Origin of the sequence: Candidatus Brevundimonas colombiensis (assembly GCA_029202665.1) — a bacterium.
Taxonomy (GTDB): domain Bacteria; phylum Pseudomonadota; class Alphaproteobacteria; order Caulobacterales; family Caulobacteraceae; genus Brevundimonas; species Brevundimonas colombiensis.
This window is the reverse complement of the sequence record CP119326.1, coordinates 268,181-292,302: the sequence shown is the minus strand read 5'-3', so window position 1 is coordinate 292,302 and position 24,122 is coordinate 268,181. Positions and strand designations below refer to the sequence as shown.

Genomic DNA, 24,122 nt, shown 5'->3' with positions numbered 1-24,122 from the left:
ACAACACGCATCTTCGATGGAAAGTGTCTTGTCGGCCGCCCCCACCCGGTCGCTTCGCGACCACCCTCCCCCGCAGGGGGAGGGAGAGATAGTTGCTGCGTCAGGCCGCCTGGGCCGTGCGGCGCATGCGCCAGAAGCGCAGGGTGCGCAGCGCCGCGTCGCGGGTCAGTTCGCCGTACATCCGGCCATAGGCGGCGGCCTTGCCCATCGGATTGTCCTCTGATCCCAGGACGGCGACGGCGTAGGTCAGATAGACGGCGCGGTCCATGTCGGCCGCCTTGCAGACCACGGACAGGGCGTCCAGGTCCTTGCGCTCGACAATGCCGCGCGCGGTGTGGAAGTCGATGTCCGCCAGCTTGGCCAGGGCGATCAGGAAGGGCGTGCGGCCGTTGGAGCGCAGGAAACGGATCAGCACCACGGGCGTCAGCTGGCCCGCCGCGTGCAGTTCGTCCACATAGGCCAGATTCTCGGCGTAGTCGGCCGGCAGGGCCCCGTCGTCGGTGGCGACCCGGGTGCGGCCGGCGGCCAGGGCCGCCTCCAGTAGTTCGGGGTCCATCCGCGCGTTCTGCTCCAGAATCTGGTGACGCAGTCGGGCCTCGACGACGAAATACATCTCGTTCAGCAGATCGACCGGCAGGCTGTTTCGCTCGACCGTGGCGGCGTGCAGCGCGGGATTGGCCTTGGCCCGTTCCACAGCGGTCTCGGACGCCGCGCGCGACAGACGGGCGCCGTCATTGCGCAACAGGGCGCCCAGGGTGTCGTCGTCGCCGCGCTCGACGATGATGTCCGACACGGCCTCCGACACCACGACGCGGCCCGAGACGGCGCGCAGATGGCCCTGACCACGCTGGCGGACCACCTGGATCAGATCGTCTTCGGTCAGGACGGTGGAGCCGCGAAGGACCGGCTCGGCGACCTCAAGCTCATCGTCGGCCAGACGCCGGATCAGGCCGTGGGGGGCGTTGGCGGCGGGGGCGAAACGGGCGGCCAGCTCGGCGCGGACGGCCTGCTCCATCTCATTGGACAGTTTGGCCAGGACCGCGCCGTACAGGGCGGTCTCGCTGGGGCTGTGGTCGGGGGCGCCAAAGAAATGGTTGGTCAGTTCGCGCAGCAGCAGGCGCCGCTTGTCGCTGGATTCCTCGCCGGCCAGGGCGATCAGTTCGGGTAGGCGCGAGGTGGAGACGACGGCGGCCTCGACCGTGGTCGTATCGCTCATGGAAGGTCGTCGGCCTGGGTCTGGGGCACAGCGCGCAGCGAGCCGTTGGCGTTGCGGATCAGGGACGGCGGACCGTCCGGCTGGGCCAGGTCGTCGGACTTGGGGGTCTGGGTCATCTGCACCGGCAGGGCGTCCAGATAGGTCGGCTGGGGCGTGACGATGGTGTCGGGGTGCCGGCCGGCCTGACGGTGGACCGAATAATAGCGGGCGGTCTGTTCGCCGGGGGGCAGCTGGGCCGCCTGCTGCGATCCGGCGACGGCCGCCCCGTCCAGCGCGACGCCGCTCTGCGGGCGCATCAGGCGATAGATGGGCGCGTCGCGGCGCGGGGCCATGGGGTCGGCGGCGGCCTGAGCCGAAGGGGCCTGGGCCGAGGCGGTCTGATCGGGTGAAGGCTGGGCGGCGGGCGTTTCGGCGGGCGCGGTCTGGGGAGCCGCAGCGACCTGGGCGGCGGGGGCGGGGGCGGCGGTGGCGGGGGCGGGCTGCATCGCCGACGGGACGGCCGCGACCTGATGCGGGGCGGGCTGATAGGCGACGGGCGCGTCGGACACAGGCGGCGTTTGGGCCGCGTCCTGGACCGGAGCATGGGCTTCAGCCTGGACGGGGCGTTGAGCGGGCGCCGGCGTCGGATAGGCCTGGGGGACATTGCGGGCGGCCTGGGGGTTGATCCAGTCGCTGGCGGGCGTCAGGCCGGGGCGGGTCGCGGGCGGCGGCGCCAGGCGGGTCAGGGGCAGAGTGCGGCTGGCGGCGATCACGGTCGGGGTCGGCTCGGCCGGCGCGGGCGTGCGGGCCGGCGAAGGGGCGGGGGGCAGGCGGGCGCCGACCGGCGGCTTGCCCGGCCAGGACAGGTAGCGCAGCCCCGCGCCATTGGTCGGCGCCGACTGGGCGACGGCAGTCCCAGCCCAGGCGCAGGCGAGGGCGCTGGTCGCGGTCAGGACGGTCGTGAGGACGAGGGCGCGGCGCAAGGCGGCTCTCCGGCTGAGGAATTCAACCGTTAGTGTAGGCGGCACCGCTTAACCCCGCGCTAACGGCGGGTGTCAGCCGCGACCGGGCAGATAGTTGTCGGTGAAGGCGTCGCGCCAGTTCAGGTTCGCCTCGTAGACGCCCGCCTTGGAGGTCGCCTCGAAGAAGGCCTGCCACCGCTCGGCCGTCAGGGCGCCCAGGCCGTAGAGGGCCGCGTCGCCGCCGTCGACCACAGCCTTGTCGCGCAACCGGTCGCGGGCCTGATCCAGCTGGTCCTGGGTCATGTCGGGATTGTCGCGGCGGATCAGGGCGTCGCCAGCCGAGGCGTCGCCCCGGATATAGTCGCGCCAGCCCTCGGCCGAGCCGGCGATGAAGCTTCGGAGCGCCGCCGCATTGTCGCGCGCGAAGGCGTTGGGGGCCAGGACGATGGCGCCGTAGGAGGGATAGCCCTCGTCCGCCAACAGAAAGACCTTCGGCTCGAAATCGGCCGCCTGTTCGATCGTATAGGGATCGCTGGTCAGAAAACCCTGCTGCACCGCCCGGGCATTGGCGATGAAAGCGGCGGGGTCGTAGGCGTAGGGCCGCAACTGGGCGTCGGTGAAGCCATAGGTCGCCTTCAGCCAGACCCAGAAGGTCTCGATCCCCGCCTGGGCCACCAGGAAGGGACGTTCGGCCAGGTCGGCGATGGTGTGAAGCGCGGCGTCGGGATGGGCCATCAGGATCTGCGGATCCTTCTGGAAGAAGGCGGCGACGGCCCGGACCGGCGCGCCGGACGCGACCAGATTCATGGGGGTGAAGCTGTTGGACGCCATGCCCAGCTCCACCGCGCCCGAGGCCAGAAGCTGCGGCACATTCACCGCAGGACCGCCCTGGACGATCTGGACGTTCAGGCCCCGCTTCTCATAGGCGCCGGTCGCCAGGGCCTGATAGAAGCCGCCGTGATCGGCCTGGGCCCGCCAGTCCAGGGCGAAACGCAGCCGCACCCGGCCCTGTTCGTCCACCGGCGCCTCGGACCGGCCGCAGGCGCGCAATCCCACCCCCGCAACCCCCACGGCCGCAGCCCCCGCGATCAGGGCGCGGCGACGGGTCAGGAACCGATTCCCCGATAAGCTCATCTTCCTGATCTAGGGTGGGATGACGGCGTTGGAAAGGCGCGGCGTCAGTCGGTCGCGACGTCGTCTCGGGTCGCCTCGGGCCCGGAGGCGGCGACGGGCAACAGGTAGCGGATGGGAACGACGCAGCGGACCGCCGCGGTCGGCGCCGCCTCGGCGCGCGCCGAGCCGATCATGCGGCGGCCGTCCTCGCCGAAGGTCGCGGCGGGCTGGGCGTCGATCACCTCCAGGGCGCCCGTCTGGCCCCAGGTCGCCAGGTCGAACCGGATCAGGGCCCAACCTTCGATACGGCGTTTGGCGAAGGCCGCCGGAAACCGCTCCGGCGCGACGGTCAGCCGCAGACGGTCCGAAATGTCCGCCGGACAGACCTGCTGCGGGTCCTGATCGGGCGCGGGCATGTCCGGCGCCGGCAGGGTGTCGCCGATGCGGTTGAAGTTGAAGACGCATCCGGTCAGGGGCGCGCCCGGGCGCAGAACCGTATCGGCGACGGCGCGCCGGGCCTCGCGGTCCAGATCAATGTCGCCCGAAGATCCCAGGGTCTCGACCCCCGTGGCCCGCCCCGCGGCGTTCACGTTCCAACGCACCACGGTCCAGGAGCGGCCGCCCGGCGGCGGACGACGGCCGATCTTGAAGTCGGGCACGCTGATCGTGCGCGCGGCGCGGCCGCCGCGACCGTCGCTGCCGCAATCGGCGCCGGGGCCGCCCAGGCGCCTGGCGACGATATCGCGCAGGGCGCCGCGCGTGCGGGTGACGGCGAAATAGCGCAGAAGATCGTCGGTGGTCGCCGCCTCCAGCGGCTTGGTGGAATAGCGGATCGTGGCGCGGCAGTCGGCGCGCGGCGCGGCCTGGAAACGCCAGGCGGCCAGGGCGGCCTGTTCCGCTTCTGCGGGATTGAGCTGGGGAATGATGATCGGGCCGGTCGGATTGGACGGCCCATCCGGCGCCGGCCGAATGTCGCGGGTGCGGCCCTGTGCGTCCACCGAGAAGGTCAGGACGACGGCTGGCCTTTCGTGGGCGGCGCTGCGGACGGCGCCGACGGCCAGATCGTCGGCGTAGAGGGGTTGGATCGGTTGGCCGCCGCAGGCGATTTCGGTCGAGGGAACCTGCAGCAGCGACGACGGCTCGGCCACGAAAAGACGCCCGTCGCGGACGGGCGACACCCGCAGCGGCTCCAGCGCCTGCCCCGAGGTCGCCGCCAGGGCGGGAGATGTGGTCAGGGTCAGGGTCAGGCCGAGACCGATCAGGACTGCGCGCATGGGTATCTCCGGCTGCACCTCATGGGTGCAGCGCGGGCGGGGTTTGTCTAGCGCGATTGTGTGACAACGACCGGGCGGCGGCCGGATTGAGCGACGGATCAGTTGAGCGACGGACCAATTGAGCGAGGGCCCAATTGAGCGAGGGGACGAAGCGTGCGGGCGGACCCGTGTGCTTCGTCCCCTCGCCAAGTCCGGGTTGGACTTGGCCGTTCGGGTCAGGGCCTTGGCGTCGGCGCCGTCGCGGGCGAACCTGCGAGGGCGGTCGGCTGTATCCTGTCGCGCTCCTGGTCTTGGGCGTCCCACGGTATTGCGACCGCGTCGTCCCGTGATCCCGATCCGGTTCTCCTGTCCGTCGTCGATCCTGAGACCGTCGAGCACTGGAGCCTGGATCCCGCCTGTCGCACGTTACGATCCGAGGATCGCCCGAAACGCCGGGTCGGAGAGCCGGGCCGGTTCGCTTGACACCCGGGGTCTCCCCCGGATTTCCGCGCCGCCGTGTCCCTTGGCCTGTTGACGTTCCGACGAAAGCGGCTATGAGGCAAGCGTCCGACTTCGCCCCGATGTGCACGACCGGCCCGGCGGCGGTGGACAAGCTTGTGAACATCGGTGGACGGATTAAATTCGCGATTGCGGATCAACCTGTTGGCTTTTCCACAAGAAGACGCGCGAAAAGGCTTATGTCCGGTGACGAACACAGGATCGGCTGCAACAACTTCACGGGCTGGGGGTTTGTGGTCGGCAGACGTAAGACTTTGGGGAAAAAGCTTGTCCATCACGGTCTCTGAAGGCGAATCCATCGCCTTTAATCGCGCACAACTGGTGCAGATGTTCGCCCACGCGCCGGGGTTCATGGCCCTGCTGGTCGGGCCGCAGCATCGGTTCGAGCTGACCAATCCCAACTACCAGACGCTGATCGGCCATCGGTCGGTGACGGGCTGCGCCCTGGCCGATGTGCTGAAGGATGCGGTGGACCAAGGCTATCTGGAGCTGCTGGACACCGTCTATCGCACGGGCGAGGCGCACCGCGCCGAAAGCGCGCTCTACGCCGTGCAGGCGGCGCCGGACGGGCCGATAGAGGACCGCTACGTCGATTTCGTCTTCCAGCCGATGAAGACGGCGGAAGGTCAGGTCTGGGGCGTTTTCGTCCAGGGCGTCGATGTCACCGACCGCCTCAGGGCGGACCAGGCCCTGGCGCTGAGCGAGCAGCGCTACGGCGCCCTGTTCGCCGCCATGGCGACGGGTTTCTGCGTCATCGAGATGAAGTTCGACGAGGCGGACCGGCCTGTCGACTACAAGATCGTCGAGGGCAACACGGCCTTCGAAGAGATGACCGGCCTGGTCGATCCCTACGGCAAATGGGTCAGCGACACCGCGCCGGGGCTGGAGCAGCACTGGTTCGATCTGTACGGCGGCGTGGCGCGCACGGGCCAGCCGGTGCGGTTCGAGAATCCGGCCGACATCTTCGGACGCTGGTACGACGTCCAGGCGCTGCGGATCGGGGAGCCGGGCGCCTGGCAGGTCGCCATCCTGTTCAACAACATCACCGAGCGCAAGCAGAGCGAGGCGCGACAGGCCGCCCTGCTGGAGCTGAACGACGCCATCCGCGACCTGACCGACGCCGGCGAGATCGCCCAGGCCTCGGCGCGTGTCCTGGCCCAGTCCATGGGCGTCAGCCGTGCGGGCTATGGCGTGGTCGATACGGTCGCCGAGACCATCACCATAGAGCGCGACTTCAACCAGCCGGGGGTCGACAGCATCGCCGGCACCCTGGCCTTCCGCGAACACGGCTCCTACATCGAGGACATCAAGCGCGGCGAGACGGTCGCCATCGCCGACGTGACCCTGGACCCCCGCACGGCCGCGACCGCCGATGTGCTGAAGCAGATCGGCGCCGGCTCCTTTGTCAACATGCCTCTGATGGAGCAGGGCCGGGTCGTGGCCATGGTGTTCGTCAACCACGCGACGCCGCGCCATTACAGCGACGATGATCTGCGGCTGATGCGCGACGTGGCCGAGCGGGTGCGGATGGCCACCGAGCGCGCGCGCAGCGAAGCGGCCCTGCGCGACAGCGAGGCCCAGTTCCGCGTCTTCGCCCAGGCCACGCCGAACCAGATCTGGGCCGCCGACGTGGAGGGGATGCTGTATTGGTTCAATCCCCAGGTCTATGCCTATACCGGCCTTTCGGAAGCCGATCTGAACGGAGAGGCCACCTGGGCCCTGATCGTCCATCCCGAAGAACAGGCCCGAACCGAAGATGGCTGGTGGCGCGCCGTGGCCAACGGCGAAATCTATGAGGACGAGTTCCGTCTGCGTCGCAGCGACGGCGTCTATCGCACCTTCAAGGTGCGGGCCGATCCGGTGCACGACGAGGAGGGCCGGATCACGCGCTGGGTCGGCGCCAACACCGATATCGAGGACCTGCGCCGCCAGTCGGTCGAGCTGGAGCGGTTCAACGAGACGCTGGAAGACCAGGTCGCCGAGCGCACCAACGCCCTGATGCAGGCCGAGGAGGCGTTGCGCCAAAGCCAGAAGATGGAGGCGGTCGGGCAACTGACCGGCGGCATCGCCCACGACTTCAACAATCTGCTGGCGGGGATATCCGGCAGTCTGGAGATCATCGGCTCGCGCATCGCCCAGGGCCGGTTCAACGACGTGGAGCGGTTCTCGGCGGCGGCGCAGGGGGCGGCCCGGCGCGCGGCGGCCCTGACGCACCGGCTGCTGGCCTTTTCGCGACGCCAGACCCTGGACCCCAAGCCGACCGACCCCAATCGCCTGATCCGGGGAATGGAGGACCTGATCCGTCGCACCACCGGGCCGGGCGTCCATCTGGAGGTCGTGGCCGGGACGGGGCTGTGGCCCGTTCTGATCGATGCGAACCAGCTGGAAAACGCGGTGTTGAACCTGTGCATCAACGCCCGGGACGCCATGCCGGACGGCGGGCGGCTGACCATCGAGACCGGCAATCGCTGGATCGATCCGCGCGTCGCGCGGGCCCAGGACCTGGAGCCGGGGCAATATGTCTCCGTCTGCGTCAGCGACACCGGCGGCGGCATGTCGCCGGACGTGGCGGCCCGCGCGTTCGAACCCTTCTTCACCACCAAGCCGATGGGCGAGGGCACGGGGCTGGGCCTGTCGATGATCTATGGCTTCGTGCGCCAGTCGGGCGGGCAGGTGCGGATCTATTCCGAGCGGGACGAGGGGACGATGGTGTGCCTGTATCTGCCGCGCCATCTCGGCGCGGTGGAGGACGAACCGACGCCCACGGTGACCGACACCCCCCGCGCCCAGGCCGGCGAGACGGTGATGGTGGTGGACGACGAGCCGACGGTGCGGATGCTGGTCGCCGAAATCCTGCACGAACTGGGCTATCAGTGCATTGAGGCGTCGGACGGGGCGGCGGGGCTGAAGCTGCTGCAATCCGATGCGCGCATCGACCTTCTGGTGTCGGACGTGGGCCTGCCGGGCGGGATGAACGGGCGACAGATGGCCGATGCGGCGCGGATCGACCGGCCGGACCTGAAGGTCTTGTTCATCACCGGCTACGCCGAGAACGCGGTGGTCGGCAACGGCCATCTGGACCCCGGCATGCACGTCATGACCAAGCCCTTCGCCATGGAGGCCCTGGGCACGCGCATTCGCGAACTGATCGAGAGCTGATCCCCCTTTACCCGCGCATCGCGGCGAAAGCCGGAATGAGGGGAAGGGAGAGAGGACTTTTAGAGCCTGGCGTCCAGCCAGGTGCGGATGGCGCGCCGGGCGCCGCGGGCGGCGGGACCGCCGAAGTGCAGGAAGCCGTGCGGGACCTCGGGCACGCGGATCAGGTCGGCGTCGGACGCCTCGCCCCAGCGCGTCGCCATCAACAGGCTGTCCTCGAACAGGGGGTCGTATTCGCCGGCCAGGAACAGGGCGGGCGGCAGGCCGGTCAGGTCGGCGTACAGGGGCGAGACGTCGGGCTGGCGCAGGCCCGCCTCGTCGCGGTCGGGGGCCAGGCGGGCCAGGTCGGCCCGCATCGTCGGGCCGTTGAACAGCAGGGTCTCAGGCCCTGCGGAACGCACGCTTTCGGTCCCCGACAGGTCGAAGACGCCGTAGGTGAAGACGCAGCCCTTGACCAGATCGATCAGCCCCTTGTCGCGCAGGGCCACGGCGGTCAGGGCCGCCAGATGCGCCCCCGCGGATTCGCCCGCGATGAACAGGGTCGCGGCGCCCAGGCGGTCGACATGGGTCACGGTCCAGTAGGCGGCGGCCAGGCAGTCGGCGATGGCGGCGTCGATATAGACCTGCCGACGCTCGGACAGCAGGCGATAATCGACCGAGACGACACAAAAGCCGTGATGCGCCAGATGGGCGTTCAGCCGGTCGTTCAGCCCGGCGCTGCCCAGCACCCAGCCGCCGCCGTGAATGTCCAGGATGACGGCGCGCGGCGCGCCCGCCGGATGCAGGATGCGTAAGGGAACCGGATGGTCGCCGTCGGTCTGGACGATCTCCACCGTCACGCCGCGCTTCTTCAGGCGGGGCGTGGTGACGCGCCCGGCCGCCGCATCCAGCCACAGCGACAACCGCTGGCCCGCATCGATCCGCCAGCCGTCGGTCCGCAGACGCGGCGCGCGGGCCAGGGCGGCGTCGATGCGACGCACGGCCGCCTGTTGAGGCGGAGCGAAATCAACGACGTGGGTGCGCAGGGTCATGAGGCCTATGCGTGACCTTTAGAATGATGGACGCAAAGGCAACGCTTACGTCGGGGGCAAGTTGCGGGGTCAGGGCGCGGAGAACTGTGCGCGGTCGCCCAACAGGGCCGTTGGGACCACGAGTATGATGAAACCGGGCTGATCCTCGTCTTCGCTCTCAGCGACCGCGATGGCGCGATCGCCCTTCAGCATGACGCCGCCGTCATTTTCGCGATAGCCCCGAGCTTCGGCGTCAGCAAGAACCGCACGGGCTGCGGTCCGGGCCTGAGGTCCTGCAAGCAGGATTTGGCAGTCGCCGTTCCCCATGGGGTGCAGGCGAATGGACCCTTGCGAGGCATCGGCTGCGAGGCGACGCGACGCCAGTTCGGGTTCCGCCTTGAGCACGGCGACGCGCGCTGTTTCGTTGTTGAGGTCCAGAGCCGGGCAGACGACAGCCGCCGCGCGAAGAGCGACATCGACCAGGGGGCGTCGGGCGCGATCGGCCGCCTCCAGCATCTGAAGGCCCCATTTGCCTGCAACAGGGACGCTGACGATGGATGCGCCCGGCACGCCGTCTTCATCGAACGACTGGATGGCGATCATTCGGGTTTGAGACCGCCAGAGATTATCGCCCGCCAAGGACCAGTCCTGATCGGCGCTGAAACGGTCGGTCAGCGCCTTGACCGCCACACCGACGTTGGACTGGACGAAGACCTGACAGGCGCCGTCCGCCTGCACGGTGGCGAAGCTGATCTCCAAACCGTCCGATGTCGCGACGCCCTCGGAAATATCCGCCTGTCCCTCCGCGACGGCGGCGTCGCAACGGGTGAAGAGAAGGTCCTGCACGGACTGCGCGGTCGTCTGCTGCGCCTGGCTGGGGTGCGCCCAAAGCGTGAGCGCGATCAGAGTGGGAACAAGTGCGCGAAAGGTCATGTCGCCAGAATAGCCTCTTTGTCTTCCAAGCACCGTGATCGGCCGGGGCCTAGCCGTTCCATAATGTCTATCGCTCGGCGTCTTGACGTTGGTTTGACCTGACCGAAATGGAAACGCTTGCATAATCCGAGCGGGCCCAGGAGGGCCAGTTGAGCGGGATCGACTCTCGCGCCTCGGTTTGAATCTCGATGTCACCGCCGCGTAAGACGCCGTTGGCGTCGCGCTTCAGGCCGTGGGTCTGCGCAGCCGCGGTCAAGGCCTGGATGGCGTCGGGCGTGGCGGGCCCGCTGACGAGGATGCTGCACTCCTCGCCGCCTCGCACATCTATCGTGCCCTGGGTCGGATCGGCCAAGACTTCCTGATTAAGGATGGCCTCAGGCTCTATCTCCCACAGCTCCGCAAAGTCGGCGGCGCGTCCGCGAACCAGGCTTGGGCACAGATCAAAGACGGCCGCGATCAGAGCATCTGCAAGAGGCCGCAGCTGTCTTTTTCTCGTCGACAGAGTCTGTTGACCAGATAGGCCGTCCGCAGCCGTGACGAAAACGGCGCCTGAAGGGCCGTCTTCATGCTGCGTCTTACGCCAACGATTGACCTCGATGAGACGATCATTTTTGCGCCACAGGGCGTCCACAACAGCCCATCGTGATTCCGTTGTCGGCAGTCGTTCCCATCCGTCTTCGGACAAGATGTCTGACAGGGTGGAAATTGCGGCGGCTCCGGCTGCATCCAGTTCAATGCTGCATTGGTCCGTAGAAGGGGCGTAGGTCAGTTTGAGCTCTGCCCCATCCGATGTCATCAGGGTGCGATACACGAAGACCTGCTGCCTGGAAGCCAGGTCACAATCCTGCATGGCCAACTGCGGCAGCATGACAGCCACGGGCAGGGGCGCCGGTTCCGAAGGCGCCTGGACGAACGGGGCTGCGGCGGCGGCGATTACCCACAACGACGGCATGATCGACATCTTCGGCCTTGTCCTTCAGCGCGGTTCTGCGGCCCGACAGCCAGAGGGATAGTCTAGCACACCTAACCCGCGAGAGCCGCCTTCTTCTCTTCCAGCTCCAGCCATTCCATCTCGGCGTTCTCCAGGTCGGCGCGGGCTTTTTCGGCGGCCTTCATGGCGGCGTCGAAGGCCTTGGGGTCGCGCGCGTAGAGGGTGGAATCGGCCAGGGTGGCGTCGTGTCTGGCGATCTGGGCGGGGAGGGCGTCGATCAGGGTTTCCAGCTCCTTCAGGCGGTGAGCATCCTTGAAGGTCAGCTTGCCGGCCTTCTTGACAGCAGCGGGGGCGGGGTTGGCGGCGGCGCGTTCGGCGGCGGCCTTATCCTGAGGGCGGGGATTGGCGCCGGGCTGGAGGAAGCCGGGGTTCTGGCGGATGAAGTCGGTCCAGCCGCCGGGGGTCTCGACGATGTCGCCGCGCCCGTTCAGGGCCAGGGTCGAGGTGGACAGGCGGTCGATGAAATCGCGGTCGTGCGACACCAGGATCAGGGTGCCGTCATAGCCCTCCAGCAGCTCTTCCAGCTTGTCCAACGTATCCATGTCCAGGTCGTTGGTCGGTTCGTCGAGGATCAGCAGATTGGCGGGCTTGGCCAGGGCGCGGGCCAGCAGCAGGCGGTTGCGCTCGCCGCCCGACAGGGTCGAGATCGGCTGACGCAGCTGGGCCTCGGAGAACAGGAAGTCCTTGGCGTAGGCGGCGACGTGTTTGGAAACGCCGCGCACGATGATGCTGTCGCCGCCGCCTGGCGTCAGGGCGTCCCACAGGGTCATGTCCGACTTCAGCCCCTCGCGCGACTGGTCCAGATAGACGGGCTCCAGGTTCGCGCCCATGCGGACCGTGCCCTCATCGGGGGCCAGTTCGCCCAGCAGGGTCTTGACCAGGGTGGTCTTGCCCGCCCCGTTGGGACCGACGATGCCCAGCCGGTCGCCGCGCATGATGCGGGTGGTCAGGTCCTTGAACAGGGTGCGGCCGGCGAAGCCCTTGGACACGCCCTTGATCTCGGCGACCAGCTTCCCCGACGTGGCGCCGGAATCGACGCCCAGATAAAGCTCGCGCGGGGCGTCCTTCATCTTTTCGGCGCGTTCGGCGCGCAGCGCGTTCAGCGAGCGGGCGCGGCCCTCGTTGCGGCTGCGGCGGGCGGTGATGGAGGAGTAGAAGGTGGCGGTCTCGCGCTCGATGGTCTTGGTCAGGCGGCGCAGGGATTCGGCCTCTTCCTCCAGCACCTTGGTCGACCAGTCGTCGAACTCGACGAAACCCTTGTTCAGGGTGCGGACGCGGCGCCCCTCAAGCCAGTGCACCGTGTCGGTGACGCGGTTCAGGAAGGCGCGGTCGTGGCTGACGACCAGAAGCGCGAACCGGGCCGAGATCAGCTCGGTCTCCAGCAGTTCGATGGCCAGGATGTCCAGGTGGTTGGTCGGCTCGTCCAGCAGCAGCAGGTCGGGCTCCTCGGCGAAGGCCTTGGCGAGCGCCGCGCGGCGGGTCTCTCCGCCCGACAGGCCCTTGGCGGACTTGGCGGGATCGAGGCCGAAGGTGGCCAGCCAGCTCTCAGCGGTCCAGCTCTCGGCCGCGCCGGACGCCGCGTAGTCCAGCAAGGTCTCGCCGGTGATGACCGGCTCCTGCGGCACATAGGCGAAGCGGGTGGCGGACTGGACCGAACGGTCGCCGCTGTCCGGCTCGATCAGGCCCATGACCACCTTCATCAGGGTGGACTTGCCCGCGCCGTTGCGGCCCACCAGGGCGGCGCGGCTGCGCGGTTCGACCGCAAGATCGACGCCGTCGAACAGGGGGCGCTGGCCGTCCTGAAGGCGGACGTCCTTGAGCGCGACGAGAGGGGGTCTGGCTGCCATGGGCGGCCATATAGAGGAGGGCAGGCCGAACCGCCACGACCTTTGAGATTTGACTGTTACCGTCCGGTTGGTATGTAAGGGCGATGGACACGACTGCACGCCGCCGCGCGCCCAGCGATACGCGCGCCGAAATCATCGAAAAGGCGCTGGAAGTGGCGGCGGAGCTGGGGGCGTCGGGCTTTACCCTGGATGCGGTGGCGGCGCGGACGAGCGTCAGCAAGGGCGCCCTGCTGCATCATTTTCCCAGCAAGATCGCGCTGTTGGAAGGGATGGTCGATCATCTGGGGCGGATGCACACGGACATGATCCTGGCCGAGGCCGCGCGTGATCCCGAACCCTATGGCCGCAATGCGCGCGCCTATCTGAGGGCGACGGTGAACGAGCCGGTGACGCCGCAGAACGTCAGCATCGGCCGGGTCATCATGGCCGCCTGCGCCATCGACCCCAATCTGGCGCGCCGCTGGAACGGGTGGATCGACAAGGTGAAGGGGGATGATCCCAGCGATCCGGTCGGTGCCGACGACGCCGTGATGCTGAGGCTTATCGCGGACGGGCTGTGGATGTCGGACCTGTTCGGAACGCATCAGGTTTCGCCCGACCAGAGGCAGGCGCTGCTGTCGCTACTGACGCCCGGCCACCCGATCACGGCCAATGACGCATGAGTTTTGCGACCTGGGCCGCACTGTTGGGCGCCATCATGCTGGAGGTGGCGGGGACCAGCCTGCTGCAGGCCTCGCATCAGTTCACGCGGGCCTGGCCGACGGCGGGAATGGCGGTCTGCTACGGCCTGGCCTTCTATTTGCTGTCCATTGCGCTGAAACAGATGCCGGTGGGGATCGCCTATGCGATCTGGAGCGGGTTGGGGGTGGTGCTGATCTCGATCATCGGCGCCGTCGCGTTCCGCCAGAGACTGGACCCGCCGGCCATCGCCGGCCTGGCGATGATCGTTGGCGGGGTGGTGGTGATCAATCTGTTCTCCCGCACGGTGGGGCATTGAGGCCGCGACATCGCCCGAATGGGCGCGTATGAGGCGCGCCATGCAAGCCTACTGGGAAACCAAGACCCTGGACGAGATGTCGCCGACCGAATGGGAGGGGCTGTGCGACGGGTGCGGGCTGTGCTGCGTGATCCGGTTCGAGGATGAGGATTCCGGCGAGGTCATTCCGACGCGGGTCCACTGCAAACTGTTCGATTCCAAGGCCTGTTCGTGCTCGGACTATGCGAACCGCAAGGCCCAGGTGCCCGACTGCATCAAGCTGACGCCCGGAAACATCGAGGCGCTGGCGTGGATGCCCAAGTCCTGCGCCTATCGCCGGCTGAACGAAGGGCGGACGCTGGCGAAATGGCATCCTCTGGTCTCGGGCAGTCGCGAGACGGTGCACACGGCCGGGGTGTCGGTGCGGGGGCAGACGATTTCGGAGCTGTCGCTGGCCGAACCGGAGGACGCGCTGGACTTCGAGGCGCCGGAATGGGCGGTTGAACGCGGTCGCGAACGCTAGGTCAGGCCCCCTAGCCAGCGCAATGCGGCTGGTTAAACCTCAATCGAAACAAGCCGATGGCGAATTATGCAGGCCTTCTTCCGGCCTGAGGACGCTGGTGCGCTATGGTTTGGGCATGGCGGGAAATCGTGATGACGAAGAGGGCGGCCGGGACGGCGGCGACAGCGCCGCAGCCTGCGCCGGCTGGCTGGAGCCGCTGTTCCTGAAGCTGAAGACCAAGATCGAAGAGGCCGCTGAGGCCGTCTGCAGGACCGATGTCGGCGAGACGGGCGCGGCCGAGAAGGTCGCGCGCCAGATCGGCGTGATCGCGCGCTCGGCCAAGGCGGTCGAGGCGATGCGCCTGCTGTGCCTGAGCGAGGATGAAGAGGACGAGATGGGTGGACGAACCTACGACCCCGCAGAAGACGAACTGCTCCGAAAAAAGCTGCTCGTCGAATACGAGCGGGCGGATCGGATTCTGGAAGAGAAGCAGGCGGAAGCCGACGAACGGGCAAGAGCTAAGGCTGCAGATCAGTCATTATCAGCTGTTGAAGCATCAGCACCAGCCGGCTGATCGGACGCTGAAGACCTGGCTGCTGCTGGGCGGCCGGGGATCGGGCAAGACCTTCGCCGGGTCGGTCTGGATCGACGTGCTGGCGCGCGAGTTTTCCGGCATCACCCTGGCCCTGGTCGGCCCCGCCCTGCACGACGTGCGCGAAGTGATGGTGGAGGGGACGTCGGGGATCAAGGCGCTGGCGGAGCCGGGCGACCGGCCGCGCTGGGAGGCCGGGCGGCGGCGGCTGGTGTGGGGCAATCAGTCGGCGGCCTATGCGTTTTCGGCGGAAGATCCCGACAGTCTGAGAGGGCCGCAGTTCCATGCGGCCTGGGCCGACGAGTTCTGCGCCTGGCGACGCCCCGACCGGGTGTTGTCGAACCTGAGGTTTGGACTGCGGCTGGGGACCGAACCGCTGCTGGCCGTGACGACGACGCCACGGCCGATCCCGGCGCTGCGCCAACTGATGGCCGAGGCCGGGACGGTGACGGAGCGGGCCCAGACGGCGCTGAACGCGCACAATCTGTCGCCGGGGTTCCTGGCGCATCTGAACGATGTCTATGGCGGCACGCGACTGGCCGCGCAGGAGCTGGAAGGCCTGGTGGTCGAGGGCGAGGGCGCCTTGTTCTGCATCGAGGAACTGAGGCGGGCCAGGGGCGCGCGGCCGCCGGAGCTGGACCGGGTGGTGGTGGCGGTCGATCCGCCGGCGACCGCGCGGGGCGACGCCTGCGGCGTGGTGGTGGTCGGGCGAAAGGACGGCCGGGCCTTCGTCCTGGCCGACCGGACGGTCCGGGGGCGCTCGCCCAGCGGCTGGGCCGCCGTGGTCTGTCAGGCCGCGCGCGAGTTCGGGGCGCAGGAGGTGATTGCGGAGGGCAATCAGGGCGGCGACATGGTGCGCGCGGTCCTGGGGGCCAGCGACTGTCCGGCCAAGATCGAAATGGTCCACGCCACGCGGTCCAAGGCCGCGCGGGCCGAGCCGGTGGCGCTGCTGTACGAACAGGGGCGTGTGATCCACTGCGACGCCTTTTCGGCCCTGGAGGAAGAGATGCTGGCTCTGGGGTCCGAGGGCGGACCCAGCCCCGACCGGGCCGACGCCCTGGTGTGGGGGATCACGCGGCTGATGCTGGAGGCGCGCTCGGCCGGGCCGAGGGTGCGGGGGCTTTAGGGGACTTCTCCCTCCCCGTTCGGGGAGGGTGGTCGCGAAGCGACCGGGTGGGGGCGACCGGGTGGGGGCGGCCATGCAGGGCGCGCAGGGTGGCGGGCTGGTCGCGTCGCCGCCCCTACCCGGCTTCGCCTGCGGCTCAGCCACCCTCCCCCGCCGGGGGAGGGAGATTTTTGAACGACAGGAGAGACGATATGCCGGCCATTCCCGAGCGGGACGGATTGCTGAGCCATGGGCGCGAGGCCGGGGGACCGGCACGGCGCGCGCAGGCGGTGACCCCCAGCGATACGGCGGACCTGAACACCTACGCCAAGGCGCTGTATGTCGGGGCGGCGGGCAATGTCCGGGTGCTGACGACGGGCGGCGAGGATGCCGACGCCGTGACCTTCGCCAATCATCCGGTCGGCTGGCTGCCGGTGCAGGTGCGACGGGTGCTGGCCACCGGAACGACGGCCGGCCAGATCGTGGCGGTCTTCGACTGATGCCGGGCGTCAGGATCGGCGCGGCGTCGGCGGCGCCGGGCGGGGTGCTGGGCGGTGTCTTGGGAGGGACGCGGTTCGCCGTTCCCGACCTCCCCGTCTGGTCGGCGGCGGTCAGGACGATGCAGGCGGGCGGGCGCGAGGCGCGTCTGCTGTGCATCGGCGACAGCGTGACGCAAGGGTTCGGCGGGGTCGCCGGGGGCTGGACCCCCAATGCGCGGGGCGGCGCCTGGCCCGAACGACTGGCGGCGTCGATGAGCAGACGGGGCCTGCCCGCGTCGGCGGCCTCGGTCGCCGGAGCGGGCGCGGCGGATGGGGCCAGTGGCGGCTATGCGGCCTATGATCCGCGCGTGACGCTGGGCAGCGGCTGGAGCGTCAACGCCTTGGCGGGGATGGGCGGCAAACTGTTTGCCGGCGCTGCGGGCTCGACCGGCGGATGGCGTTTCCAGCCCGACAGTCCGGTGGATCGGTTCGACCTGTGGGCCGTGACCAATACGGCGCTGGGGGTCCTGACGGTCGAGACGAACGGTGTGGCGCGAGCCACGGTCAATACGACCAAGGCGGCGGCGATGGAGGCGACGACCGTGACCTTTCCAGAGACCAGCGGGCCGGTGACGGTGCGCTGGGCCTCGGGCGGGGCGGTGTTCGTCGTGGGCGGGGTCGCCTGGCGGTCGGAGGCGAGGCGCGCGCGGGTGATCAACGCCGGATGGGGCGGATCGAAGGTCGCGGACTGGATCGCGACGGATCAGCCGTACCGTGCATATGGCGCGCTGCCGGTCGCGGCGGCGGACCTGACGGTGATCGGTCTGACGATCAACGACTGGAATGCGGGGACGGCGGCGGCGACCTACAAGACGCAACTGGGGTCTCTGATCGACCGGGCGGCGGCGACGGGGGATGTGCTGCTAATGACCGGCTGTCCGTCCGATCCCGCCCAGGGCAGGGCGAGCTATGGGATGCAGGACGCCATCCGTGGCGCCGCGGTCGAGGTCGCGGCGGCCAGGGGGCTGGCGACGCCCATCGACGGGAAGACCCTGTTCGGCGGCGTCTTCGCGGGCGACCTGATGTTCGACGCCGTCCACCCCAATGCGGCGGGACAGGCGCGGATCGCCGAGGCCGTGCGGGCGCGCGTGATGATCTGAAGTTGTCGACCCGTCGCGCCGGGTGATAGGCGTGACGGATGGGGGAGCGGTTCTACGGGGTGCAGGCGCTGCGGTTCGCGGCGGCGACGGCGGTGGTCGCGGCCCATGCCGTGGACCTGGCCGGGACGCGGCTGGGGCTGGAGACGCTGGTCGGCGACGGAGCGCTGGCGGATTTCGGCGCGGTGGGCGTGGATGTGTTCTTCGTCATCAGCGGTTTCGTCATCGCCACGACGGCGCGAGGACAGGCGGGCGTCGATGCGGCGGGCGCGTTCCTGTGGCGACGGTTTCGCAGGGTGGCGCCGATCTATTGGCTGTTGTCGGCGCCGATCCTGGTCGGGATGGCGCGGGGCGGGACGTTAAGCGCCGATGTGGCGGCGGCGACGGTCCTGTTCTGGCCCTTCAGCGGGCTGGAGATGACGTTTCCGGCGCTGGGGCCGGGGTGGACCCTGTGTTTCGAGATGCTGTTCTACGCCGCCTTCGGGTTGGCGATGGCGTTCGGGCGGCGGGTCGGATGGGGGCTGGTCGGCGCCTATGGGGTGCTGCTGGTAGCCGGATGTTTCGTCGCGGCGCCGGTGCTGAGGTTCTGGGGCGCGCCGATCCTCGTGGAGTTTCTGCTGGGCATGGGGATCGCCGGGATCTGGCGGTTCATGCCGCGATGGGCCGGGCCGTGGGCGGTCGGGCTGGGGCTGGTCGTTCTGGGTCTGACGGTGGTGGTCGGATACGGGCGGGTCGACGGGGTGGAGGCCCTGAACGATCCGGCGACGGGGGTGGCGCGGGTTCTGATCTGGGGCCTGCCCAGCGCCCTTCTGGTGTTCGGGGCGGTGCGGATGGAGCGGCTGGACCGGGCGCCGGGAAGGGTCGAGCGGGCGGCGGCCTTCATGGGGGATGCGTCCTATTCGATCTATCTGACGCATGTGCTCGTGATCCGCGCGCTGGGTCGGCTGTTCGAGAGCGGGGTGGTCTCGGCGCCGGGGGATGCGGTGGCGGCGCTGACGGTGCTGGTCAGTCTGGCGGCGGGGGTCGCCGTGCATCTGTGGGTCGAGCGGCCGTTGTTGCGGCTGATGACGCCTTCAAGACACTGCGTCTAGTTTCACACGCCGTCATCCTCGGCCTCGTGCCCAGGACCCATAAACACCGGACTTGAGCGGCGAGCACCGTGAGCTTGGCTCCTCGGAACAAGCCCGAGGATGACGAAAATAAAAGGGAAATCGACACGATGGTTTCGATCCGGTGGCCGTTCGGCCAGGCGGGGCGCAGGGGTGCGCCTGAAGCGAAGGAAAGCCGGGCGGGCGGGGTGATCGCCCTGTCAGGCGTGGGGCGGCCGCGCTGGACGCCCAACGACTACGCCAGCTTGGCGCGCGAGGGGTATCAGAAGAATGCGGTGGCCTATCGCTGCATCCGCATGATCGCCGAGGCGGCGGCGTCTGCGCCGTTTGCTGTGTTTGTCGGCGGTGCGAGGGACGACGCCCATCCGCTGGCGAAGCTGATCCGTCGGCCCAATCCCGAACAGTCGGGGGCGGAGCTGATGGAGGCGGTCTATGGGGCGCTTCAGGTGTCGGGCAACGCCTATGTCGAGGCCACCGGCGATGCGGATGGGGACGGGGCGCCGGATGAGCTGTGGGCGCTGCGGTCGGACCGGGTGAAGGTGGTTCCCGGCCGGTCGGGCTGGCCCGAGGCGTGGGACTATTCCGTGGACGGACGGTCGGTTCGGATCGGGCGGGCCGGGGATGGCTGGGCGCCGGTGATGCACCTGAAACTGTGGCACCCGTTGGACGACTGGTACGGGCTGTCGCCGCTGGAGGCGGCTGCGCAGGGGGTGGATGCGCACAATGCGGCGGGCGCCTGGAACAAGGCCCTGCTGGACAATGCGGCGCGGCCCTCGGGGGCGCTGGTTTATGGTGCGCGCAACGGCGAGCGGCTGACCGACGGGCAGTTCGAGGCGCTGAAGGACCAGCTGTCGAACGCCTATGCCGGGGCGATGAACGCCGGGCGGCCGATCCTGCTTGAAGGCGGTATGGACTGGAAGCCGCTGAGCCTGACGCCGGCGGAGATGGACTTTACAGCGGGCAAACATGCGGCCGCGCGCGAGATCGCCCTGGGCTTCGGGGTTCCGCCGCAACTGCTGGGCGTGCCGGGCGACGCGACCTACGCCAACTATCGCGAGGCCAATGCGGCCTTCTGGCGCCAGACGGTGATCCCGCTGGTTCGGAAGGCGGCGGGGGCGATGACTGGCTGGCTGGGCGAACGGTTCGCCGACTGCGAGATCAGGGCCGATATGGATGCGGTCTCGGCGTTGCAGCCCGAGCGCGACGCCCTGTGGGCGCGGCTGGATGCCGCCAGCTTCCTGACCGAGGACGAGCGGCGTCGGATGGCGGGGGTGGAAGGATGACCGAACATCACATCCGGCGCGTGCCGACGGCGCTGCTGATCGCGGTGGTCGTGCAGACGGTCGGGGGGCTGGTCTGGGCGGGCGGCGCGGCGGCGCGGATCGGCACGCTGGAGCAGCGGGTCGGAGAGCAGAGGCTGGTCGCCGAACGGCTGGCGCGGCTGGAGACCCAGGGCGAGGCGACGGCGGCGGCCGTGGAGCGGATCGAGCGGCGGTTGGAGGGGGCTAAATGAGCGGCGAACGCAATCTTCTCCCTCCCCGCTCCGGGGAGGGTGGTCGCGCAGCGACCGGGTGGGGGCGGCCCAAGAAGGCCGCAGGATTGGAAACAAAACAGGTCGGTGGGACTTTGCCCGGCCGCCTCCACCCGGTTTCGTCTGACGGCGCGACCACCCTCCCCCGCAGGGGGAGGGAGAGTTCCGGCGCACTCCCTATCCAGGGCTACGCCTCCCTGTGGGGCGTGGCGGACCTGAACGGAGATGTGGTGCAGGCGGGGGCGTTCGCCGACAGTCTGGCGCGGACGGGGGCCGAGGGCGTGCGGATGCTGAGCCAGCATGATGCGCGGGCGCCGGTCGGGGTGTGGGACCAGATCGTGGAGGACGACCGCGGCCTGTTCGTGCGCGGCCGGATCGCGGACTGGTCGGCCGAGGCGCGGTTCGCGGGCGCGCTGAGCCGGGCGGGGGCGCTGGATGGCCTGTCCATCGGCTATCGCACCGCGCGGGCCAGGCGTCAGGGGCGGTTGCGGGTGCTGAGCGCGGTCGAGCTGTGGGAGGTGTCGCTGGTGACATTCCCGATGCTGCCGGGCGCGCGGTTCAGCCTGGCATCGACGGGGGAGATGGCGGCGTGTTTTCGCGGATGACGGGAACGGGCGCAGGGGCGTCCGATGCGGCGCCGCGCCACTGGCCGGCGACGACGCGCACGGCGACGGGGCGTCCATCGTCGGAACGCCGGGGATGAAAGAACAGTCCGAACATCCGCTTTTCCCTCTGATCGTTTTTGAGGTGGGCGGAAAAAGGCTGGATTGCAAGCCGGTCAGCGTGACTTCAACGCCGCGAACGCACCCTGACGGTCCAGGGTGTCCGCGAGCCTGGACATCATTGCGCGGCCCTTGGGCATATGGATGAAGCGCAGGGCCCAGAAGGCGAGGATCAGGGCGAAGAACCAGCCGGTGTGTAGTGCAAGCCGGGCGAACAGGACGAAGACCACCGCCAGGGCGTAGGCGCCCAGATAGACCAGGGCCAGGCGCCCTGCCGCCGAAGCTGACGGGTTCGACAGGCCGGACAGCATGTCGGCCACGCCGGGCGGTGAGGCGGAGACGGGCAGGGCGTGGTCGGCCGGACGGGCCGCCGGGGTCGTGCGCGCGGCGGGCTGAGGCTGGGGGTTGGGCTGGGTCGAGACGCTCGGCCGGGCGGCGGGTTTCGGCCTGGGGGCGACCGGATCGGGGGCGCGGCGGGCGGGCCGGTAGAGGACGGACTGGCCCCGGTCGTCGACGGTGAAGACCTCGCTGAAGGGGGTGTTGGAGAAGTCGATGGCGCGCGTGTCCTGGCCATAGCTCTGGCCGTGCAGGGCCATCAGGCGGCCCTGACGCAGCTCGATCTGGAAGCCCACGGGTTCGGGCAGGTCGGCGACCATGACATGGACCGTGCCGAACAGGCCCGTGGCGTCGGGGTTGGCCGTGCGCCGGTCGGCGTCGACCAGGAACTGGGAATAGAGGCCCGCCCCGGTGTTGCGACGCAGGCCCGGCGAACTGGACGCCGCCTGCGCCGCCAGATCGGGCACGCTGTCGCCCATCTGCCAGGCCATGGCGTCCATGACGGCGCTTTCGAGCGGCGTGAGGTGGGACATCGGGCGTTCGTCACAGGGCAGGGAAAGGGCGGCGGCCCGAGGTGGCCGCCTGGGCGATGTAGTAGCGGTTCATACTCGATAGCCGTTCTATCAGACGCAGGGCGACCAGTCCTGCAAAGAGCGCGATGAAGATCGGCCAGTAGGGCAGAAGCGGCGCGCCCAGACGACGGGACAGTTGACCCATCGGGTCATTCAGAAACACCATCGCCAGCAGCAGGACGAAAATACTCAAGTCCAGCGCGACGACGACGGCCGAAAGGGGTTTGGGCAGCGGCGCCCCCAGCGCGGCTATGGCCCACTGAACGACCCTCGGCAGGGTTTCGATGGCGGGATGATCGGTCACGCGCAGGGTTTCGCCTAGCGGGGCGAGATTGGCTTCGTCGGACATCTGAAGGCGCTGCAAGGGAGACAGGGCGCGAAGTCGAGCGCGCCTCTGGCGCCGCTCGATCAGCGCAAACGCATAGGATGCGGCCAGGCTGCCGAAGACGACAAGAAGCATGGCCGAGGACAGCCATCCGGCCCACCGCTCGGGGCTGTGCTTTGACGTCGCCACGACCAGCATCGGTGCGAACGGCGCCAGCACCCAAGCCAGTTTGAGCAGCCAGGAGCGCTGTAGGCTGTCGATGAATTTCGAGGTCGTGCCGGTCACGCCTCGACCCTAACCGCAACACGCGGTTCTTCAAACGGAGATATCATGAAAGAGACCAAACAGGCTTCCGCCTCGCCGGAAGCGCGCGCCGCCATGCATGAGATGATGGCCGCGTTCGAGGCGTTCAAAGGGGCGAACGACGTCCGGCTGGGCGAGATCGAGAAGAAGGCGGCGGCCGATGTCCTGCTGGAGGAGAAGGTGGCGCGCATCGATCAGGCGGTGGCGGCGGCCCAGGCGCGTCTGGATCGGGTGATGAGCCAGAACCGGCGTCCCCAGATCGGCGGCGAGCCGGTCGAGCCGGCGTCTGCGCCCGAGGCGAAGGCGGCGTGGGACGGCTATCTGAAGACGGGTCAATCCGGCGGGCTGGAGGTGAAGGCGGGCCTGTCGGGCGGCGCCACCTCGGGCGGCTATGTGGTGCCGTACGAGACGGAACGGGCCATCGAGCGGCGCCTGATGGCGGCCTCGCCGATGCGCGAGATCGCCACGGTGCGCACGGTGGCGGCGGGCGTGTTCAGAAAGCCGGTGTCGACGGCGGGCGTGGCCTCGGGCTGGGTGGCGGAAACCGCTGCACGTCCCGAGACGGACCCGGCGACCCTGGCCCTGCTGGAGTTCCCGTCGGCGGACCTCTACGCCAATCCGGCGGCGACCCAGGCCCTGCTGGACGACGCCATGGTCGATCTGGACGAATGGCTGGCGGCCGAGGTCGAGGACGCCTTCGCGGCGCAGGAGACGGCGGCCTTCGTGACCGGCGACGGGACCAACAAGCCGCGCGGCTTCCTGAGCTATACGACCGTGGCGGACGCGGATCAGGCCTGGGGTCAGATCGGTTCCGTGGCGTCAGGCGCGGCGGGCGGCTTCGCGTCGGCCAGCCCGACGGACCGGCTGATCGACCTGATCTATGCGCCCAAGGCCCAGTACCGACCGAACGGGCGGTTCGTGATGAACCGGAAGACGGTCTCGGCTGTGCGCAAGTTCAAGGACGCGGACGGCAACTACATCTGGCAGCCGGCGACGCGGCTGGGCGAGACGGCGAGCTTGCTCGGCTATCCGGTCACCGAGATCGAGACCATGCCGGATGTGGCGGCCAACAGCCTGTCGATCGCGTTCGGCGACTTCCAGCGCGGCTATCTGATCGTCGATCGGGCAGGGGTGCGGGTGCTGCGCGATCCCTATTCGGCCAAGCCCTATGTGCTGTTCTACACGACCAAGCGCGTGGGCGGCGGGGTGCAGAACTTCGACGCCATCAAGGTGATGAAGTTCGCCGCGAGCTGAAGTGATCGTCTCCTCCCTGTCGCGCAGCGATGGGGAGGTGGCGCGGCGCGTCTTCAGCGCCGTGACGGAGGGGGTCTTCGACGCATCACAGACGCCTGTGGGACTTCAGGAGCCCCTCCACCACTTCGTGGTCCCCCTCCCCATTGATGGGGAGGAGAGGTGATTTCTGACAATGGAGAT

The 24,122-nt window shown here is 69.0% G+C and carries 23 protein-coding genes; 13 read left to right on the top strand and 10 right to left on the bottom strand.

All coding sequences use genetic code 11. The features are described 5' to 3' along the window. Positions 1 to 100: 100 nt before the first annotated feature. The 4 genes from P0Y50_01250 to P0Y50_01235 all read right to left on the bottom strand — a co-directional run bounded on the left by P0Y50_01250 (position 101) and on the right by P0Y50_01235 (position 4,544). Entirely contained in the window at positions 101 to 1,216 is a 1,116-nt protein-coding gene (locus P0Y50_01250) for a DUF2336 domain-containing protein (protein WEK40258.1), read from the bottom strand. Beyond that, a complete protein-coding gene (locus P0Y50_01245; protein ID WEK40257.1) occupies positions 1,213 to 2,178 on the bottom strand; it encodes a hypothetical protein in 966 nt (321 codons plus the stop codon). Before P0Y50_01245 ends, P0Y50_01250 begins: the two co-directional genes overlap by 4 nt. A gap of 72 nt (positions 2,179 to 2,250) precedes the next feature. Beyond that, positions 2,251 to 3,291, bottom strand: coding sequence for an ABC transporter substrate-binding protein (locus tag P0Y50_01240; GenBank protein ID WEK40256.1), 1,041 nt, complete (start codon positions 3,289 to 3,291; stop codon positions 2,251 to 2,253). 44 nt (positions 3,292 to 3,335) lie between these two features. Beyond that, complete coding sequence (locus P0Y50_01235) at positions 3,336 to 4,544, bottom strand: energy transducer TonB (GenBank protein ID WEK40255.1); 1,209 nt, start codon at positions 4,542 to 4,544, stop codon at positions 3,336 to 3,338. Positions 4,545 to 5,309: 765 nt separating this feature from the next. On the opposite strand from P0Y50_01235, the gene P0Y50_01230 reads away from it, so the two are divergent. Further along, the gene (locus P0Y50_01230; protein ID WEK40254.1) at positions 5,310 to 8,201 is read left to right on the top strand and encodes a PAS domain S-box protein; all 2,892 of its coding nucleotides are present in this window, start codon (positions 5,310 to 5,312) and stop codon (positions 8,199 to 8,201) included. Positions 8,202 to 8,260: 59 nt separating this feature from the next. Here the strand turns inward: P0Y50_01230 and P0Y50_01225 are convergent, their stop codons facing one another. From P0Y50_01225 to P0Y50_01210, 4 genes are all read right to left on the bottom strand, one after another. After that, on the bottom strand, positions 8,261 to 9,229 hold the full coding sequence (locus tag P0Y50_01225) for an alpha/beta hydrolase fold domain-containing protein (protein WEK40253.1): 969 nt from the start codon (positions 9,227 to 9,229) through the stop codon (positions 8,261 to 8,263). Between the two features lie 69 nt (positions 9,230 to 9,298). Continuing rightward, positions 9,299 to 10,141: a hypothetical protein gene (locus tag P0Y50_01220; protein WEK40252.1), complete on the bottom strand. Its 843-nt coding sequence runs from the start codon at positions 10,139 to 10,141 to the stop codon at positions 9,299 to 9,301. A 67-nt stretch (positions 10,142 to 10,208) separates the two neighbouring features. Further along, positions 10,209 to 11,102, bottom strand: coding sequence for a hypothetical protein (locus tag P0Y50_01215; GenBank protein WEK40251.1), 894 nt, complete (start codon positions 11,100 to 11,102; stop codon positions 10,209 to 10,211). Positions 11,103 to 11,164: 62 nt separating this feature from the next. Then, positions 11,165 to 12,979 carry an ABC-F family ATP-binding cassette domain-containing protein gene (locus P0Y50_01210; protein WEK40250.1) on the bottom strand — a complete coding sequence of 605 codons (1,815 nt, stop codon included), beginning with the start codon at positions 12,977 to 12,979 and terminating at the stop codon, positions 11,165 to 11,167. Positions 12,980 to 13,062: 83 nt separating this feature from the next. Here P0Y50_01210 and P0Y50_01205 point away from each other — a divergent pair, with 83 nt between their 5' ends. The 11 genes from P0Y50_01205 to P0Y50_01155 all read left to right on the top strand — a co-directional run bounded on the left by P0Y50_01205 (position 13,063) and on the right by P0Y50_01155 (position 21,035). Continuing rightward, a complete protein-coding gene (locus tag P0Y50_01205; GenBank protein WEK40249.1) occupies positions 13,063 to 13,641 on the top strand; it encodes a TetR/AcrR family transcriptional regulator in 579 nt (192 codons plus the stop codon). Further along, positions 13,638 to 13,976, top strand: a complete 339-nt coding sequence (locus tag P0Y50_01200) for a multidrug efflux SMR transporter (protein ID WEK40248.1) — start codon at positions 13,638 to 13,640, stop codon at positions 13,974 to 13,976. Before P0Y50_01205 ends, P0Y50_01200 begins: the two co-directional genes overlap by 4 nt. A 40-nt stretch (positions 13,977 to 14,016) precedes the next feature. After that, positions 14,017 to 14,478, top strand: a complete 462-nt coding sequence (locus P0Y50_01195; protein ID WEK40247.1) for a YcgN family cysteine cluster protein — start codon at positions 14,017 to 14,019, stop codon at positions 14,476 to 14,478. A 22-nt stretch (positions 14,479 to 14,500) separates the two neighbouring features. Beyond that, on the top strand, positions 14,501 to 15,031 hold the full coding sequence (locus P0Y50_01190; GenBank protein WEK40246.1) for a hypothetical protein: 531 nt from the start codon (positions 14,501 to 14,503) through the stop codon (positions 15,029 to 15,031). Continuing rightward, entirely contained in the window at positions 15,006 to 16,175 is a 1,170-nt protein-coding gene (locus tag P0Y50_01185) for a terminase family protein (protein WEK40245.1), read from the top strand. The genes P0Y50_01190 and P0Y50_01185 overlap by 26 nt, the downstream gene beginning before the upstream one ends. A 191-nt stretch (positions 16,176 to 16,366) precedes the next feature. Continuing rightward, positions 16,367 to 16,654, top strand: coding sequence for a hypothetical protein (locus P0Y50_01180; protein ID WEK40244.1), 288 nt, complete (start codon positions 16,367 to 16,369; stop codon positions 16,652 to 16,654). Beyond that, on the top strand, positions 16,654 to 17,793 hold the full coding sequence (locus P0Y50_01175; GenBank protein ID WEK40243.1) for an SGNH/GDSL hydrolase family protein: 1,140 nt from the start codon (positions 16,654 to 16,656) through the stop codon (positions 17,791 to 17,793). The genes P0Y50_01180 and P0Y50_01175 overlap by 1 nt, the downstream gene beginning before the upstream one ends. Positions 17,794 to 17,831: 38 nt before the next feature. After that, the gene (locus P0Y50_01170) at positions 17,832 to 18,881 is read left to right on the top strand and encodes an acyltransferase (protein WEK40242.1); all 1,050 of its coding nucleotides are present in this window, start codon (positions 17,832 to 17,834) and stop codon (positions 18,879 to 18,881) included. Between the two features lie 128 nt (positions 18,882 to 19,009). After that, positions 19,010 to 20,182: a phage portal protein gene (locus P0Y50_01165; protein WEK40241.1), complete on the top strand. Its 1,173-nt coding sequence runs from the start codon at positions 19,010 to 19,012 to the stop codon at positions 20,180 to 20,182. Then, positions 20,179 to 20,412: a hypothetical protein gene (locus P0Y50_01160; protein ID WEK40240.1), complete on the top strand. Its 234-nt coding sequence runs from the start codon at positions 20,179 to 20,181 to the stop codon at positions 20,410 to 20,412. Before P0Y50_01165 ends, P0Y50_01160 begins: the two co-directional genes overlap by 4 nt. Then, positions 20,409 to 21,035: an HK97 family phage prohead protease gene (locus P0Y50_01155; protein ID WEK40239.1), complete on the top strand. Its 627-nt coding sequence runs from the start codon at positions 20,409 to 20,411 to the stop codon at positions 21,033 to 21,035. Before P0Y50_01160 ends, P0Y50_01155 begins: the two co-directional genes overlap by 4 nt. 173 nt (positions 21,036 to 21,208) lie before the next feature. Here the strand turns inward: P0Y50_01155 and P0Y50_01150 are convergent, their stop codons facing one another. Beyond that, complete coding sequence (locus P0Y50_01150; GenBank protein ID WEK40238.1) at positions 21,209 to 22,021, bottom strand: hypothetical protein; 813 nt, start codon at positions 22,019 to 22,021, stop codon at positions 21,209 to 21,211. Between the two features lie 10 nt (positions 22,022 to 22,031). Further along, positions 22,032 to 22,670 (bottom strand): hypothetical protein, encoded by a 639-nt coding sequence (locus P0Y50_01145; GenBank protein ID WEK40237.1) that lies wholly within the window; start codon positions 22,668 to 22,670, stop codon positions 22,032 to 22,034. 45 nt (positions 22,671 to 22,715) lie between these two features. Between P0Y50_01145 and P0Y50_01140 the strand changes: the two genes are divergently transcribed. Further along, positions 22,716 to 23,942: a phage major capsid protein gene (locus tag P0Y50_01140; protein WEK40236.1), complete on the top strand. Its 1,227-nt coding sequence runs from the start codon at positions 22,716 to 22,718 to the stop codon at positions 23,940 to 23,942. Positions 23,943 to 24,122 lie beyond the last annotated feature (180 nt).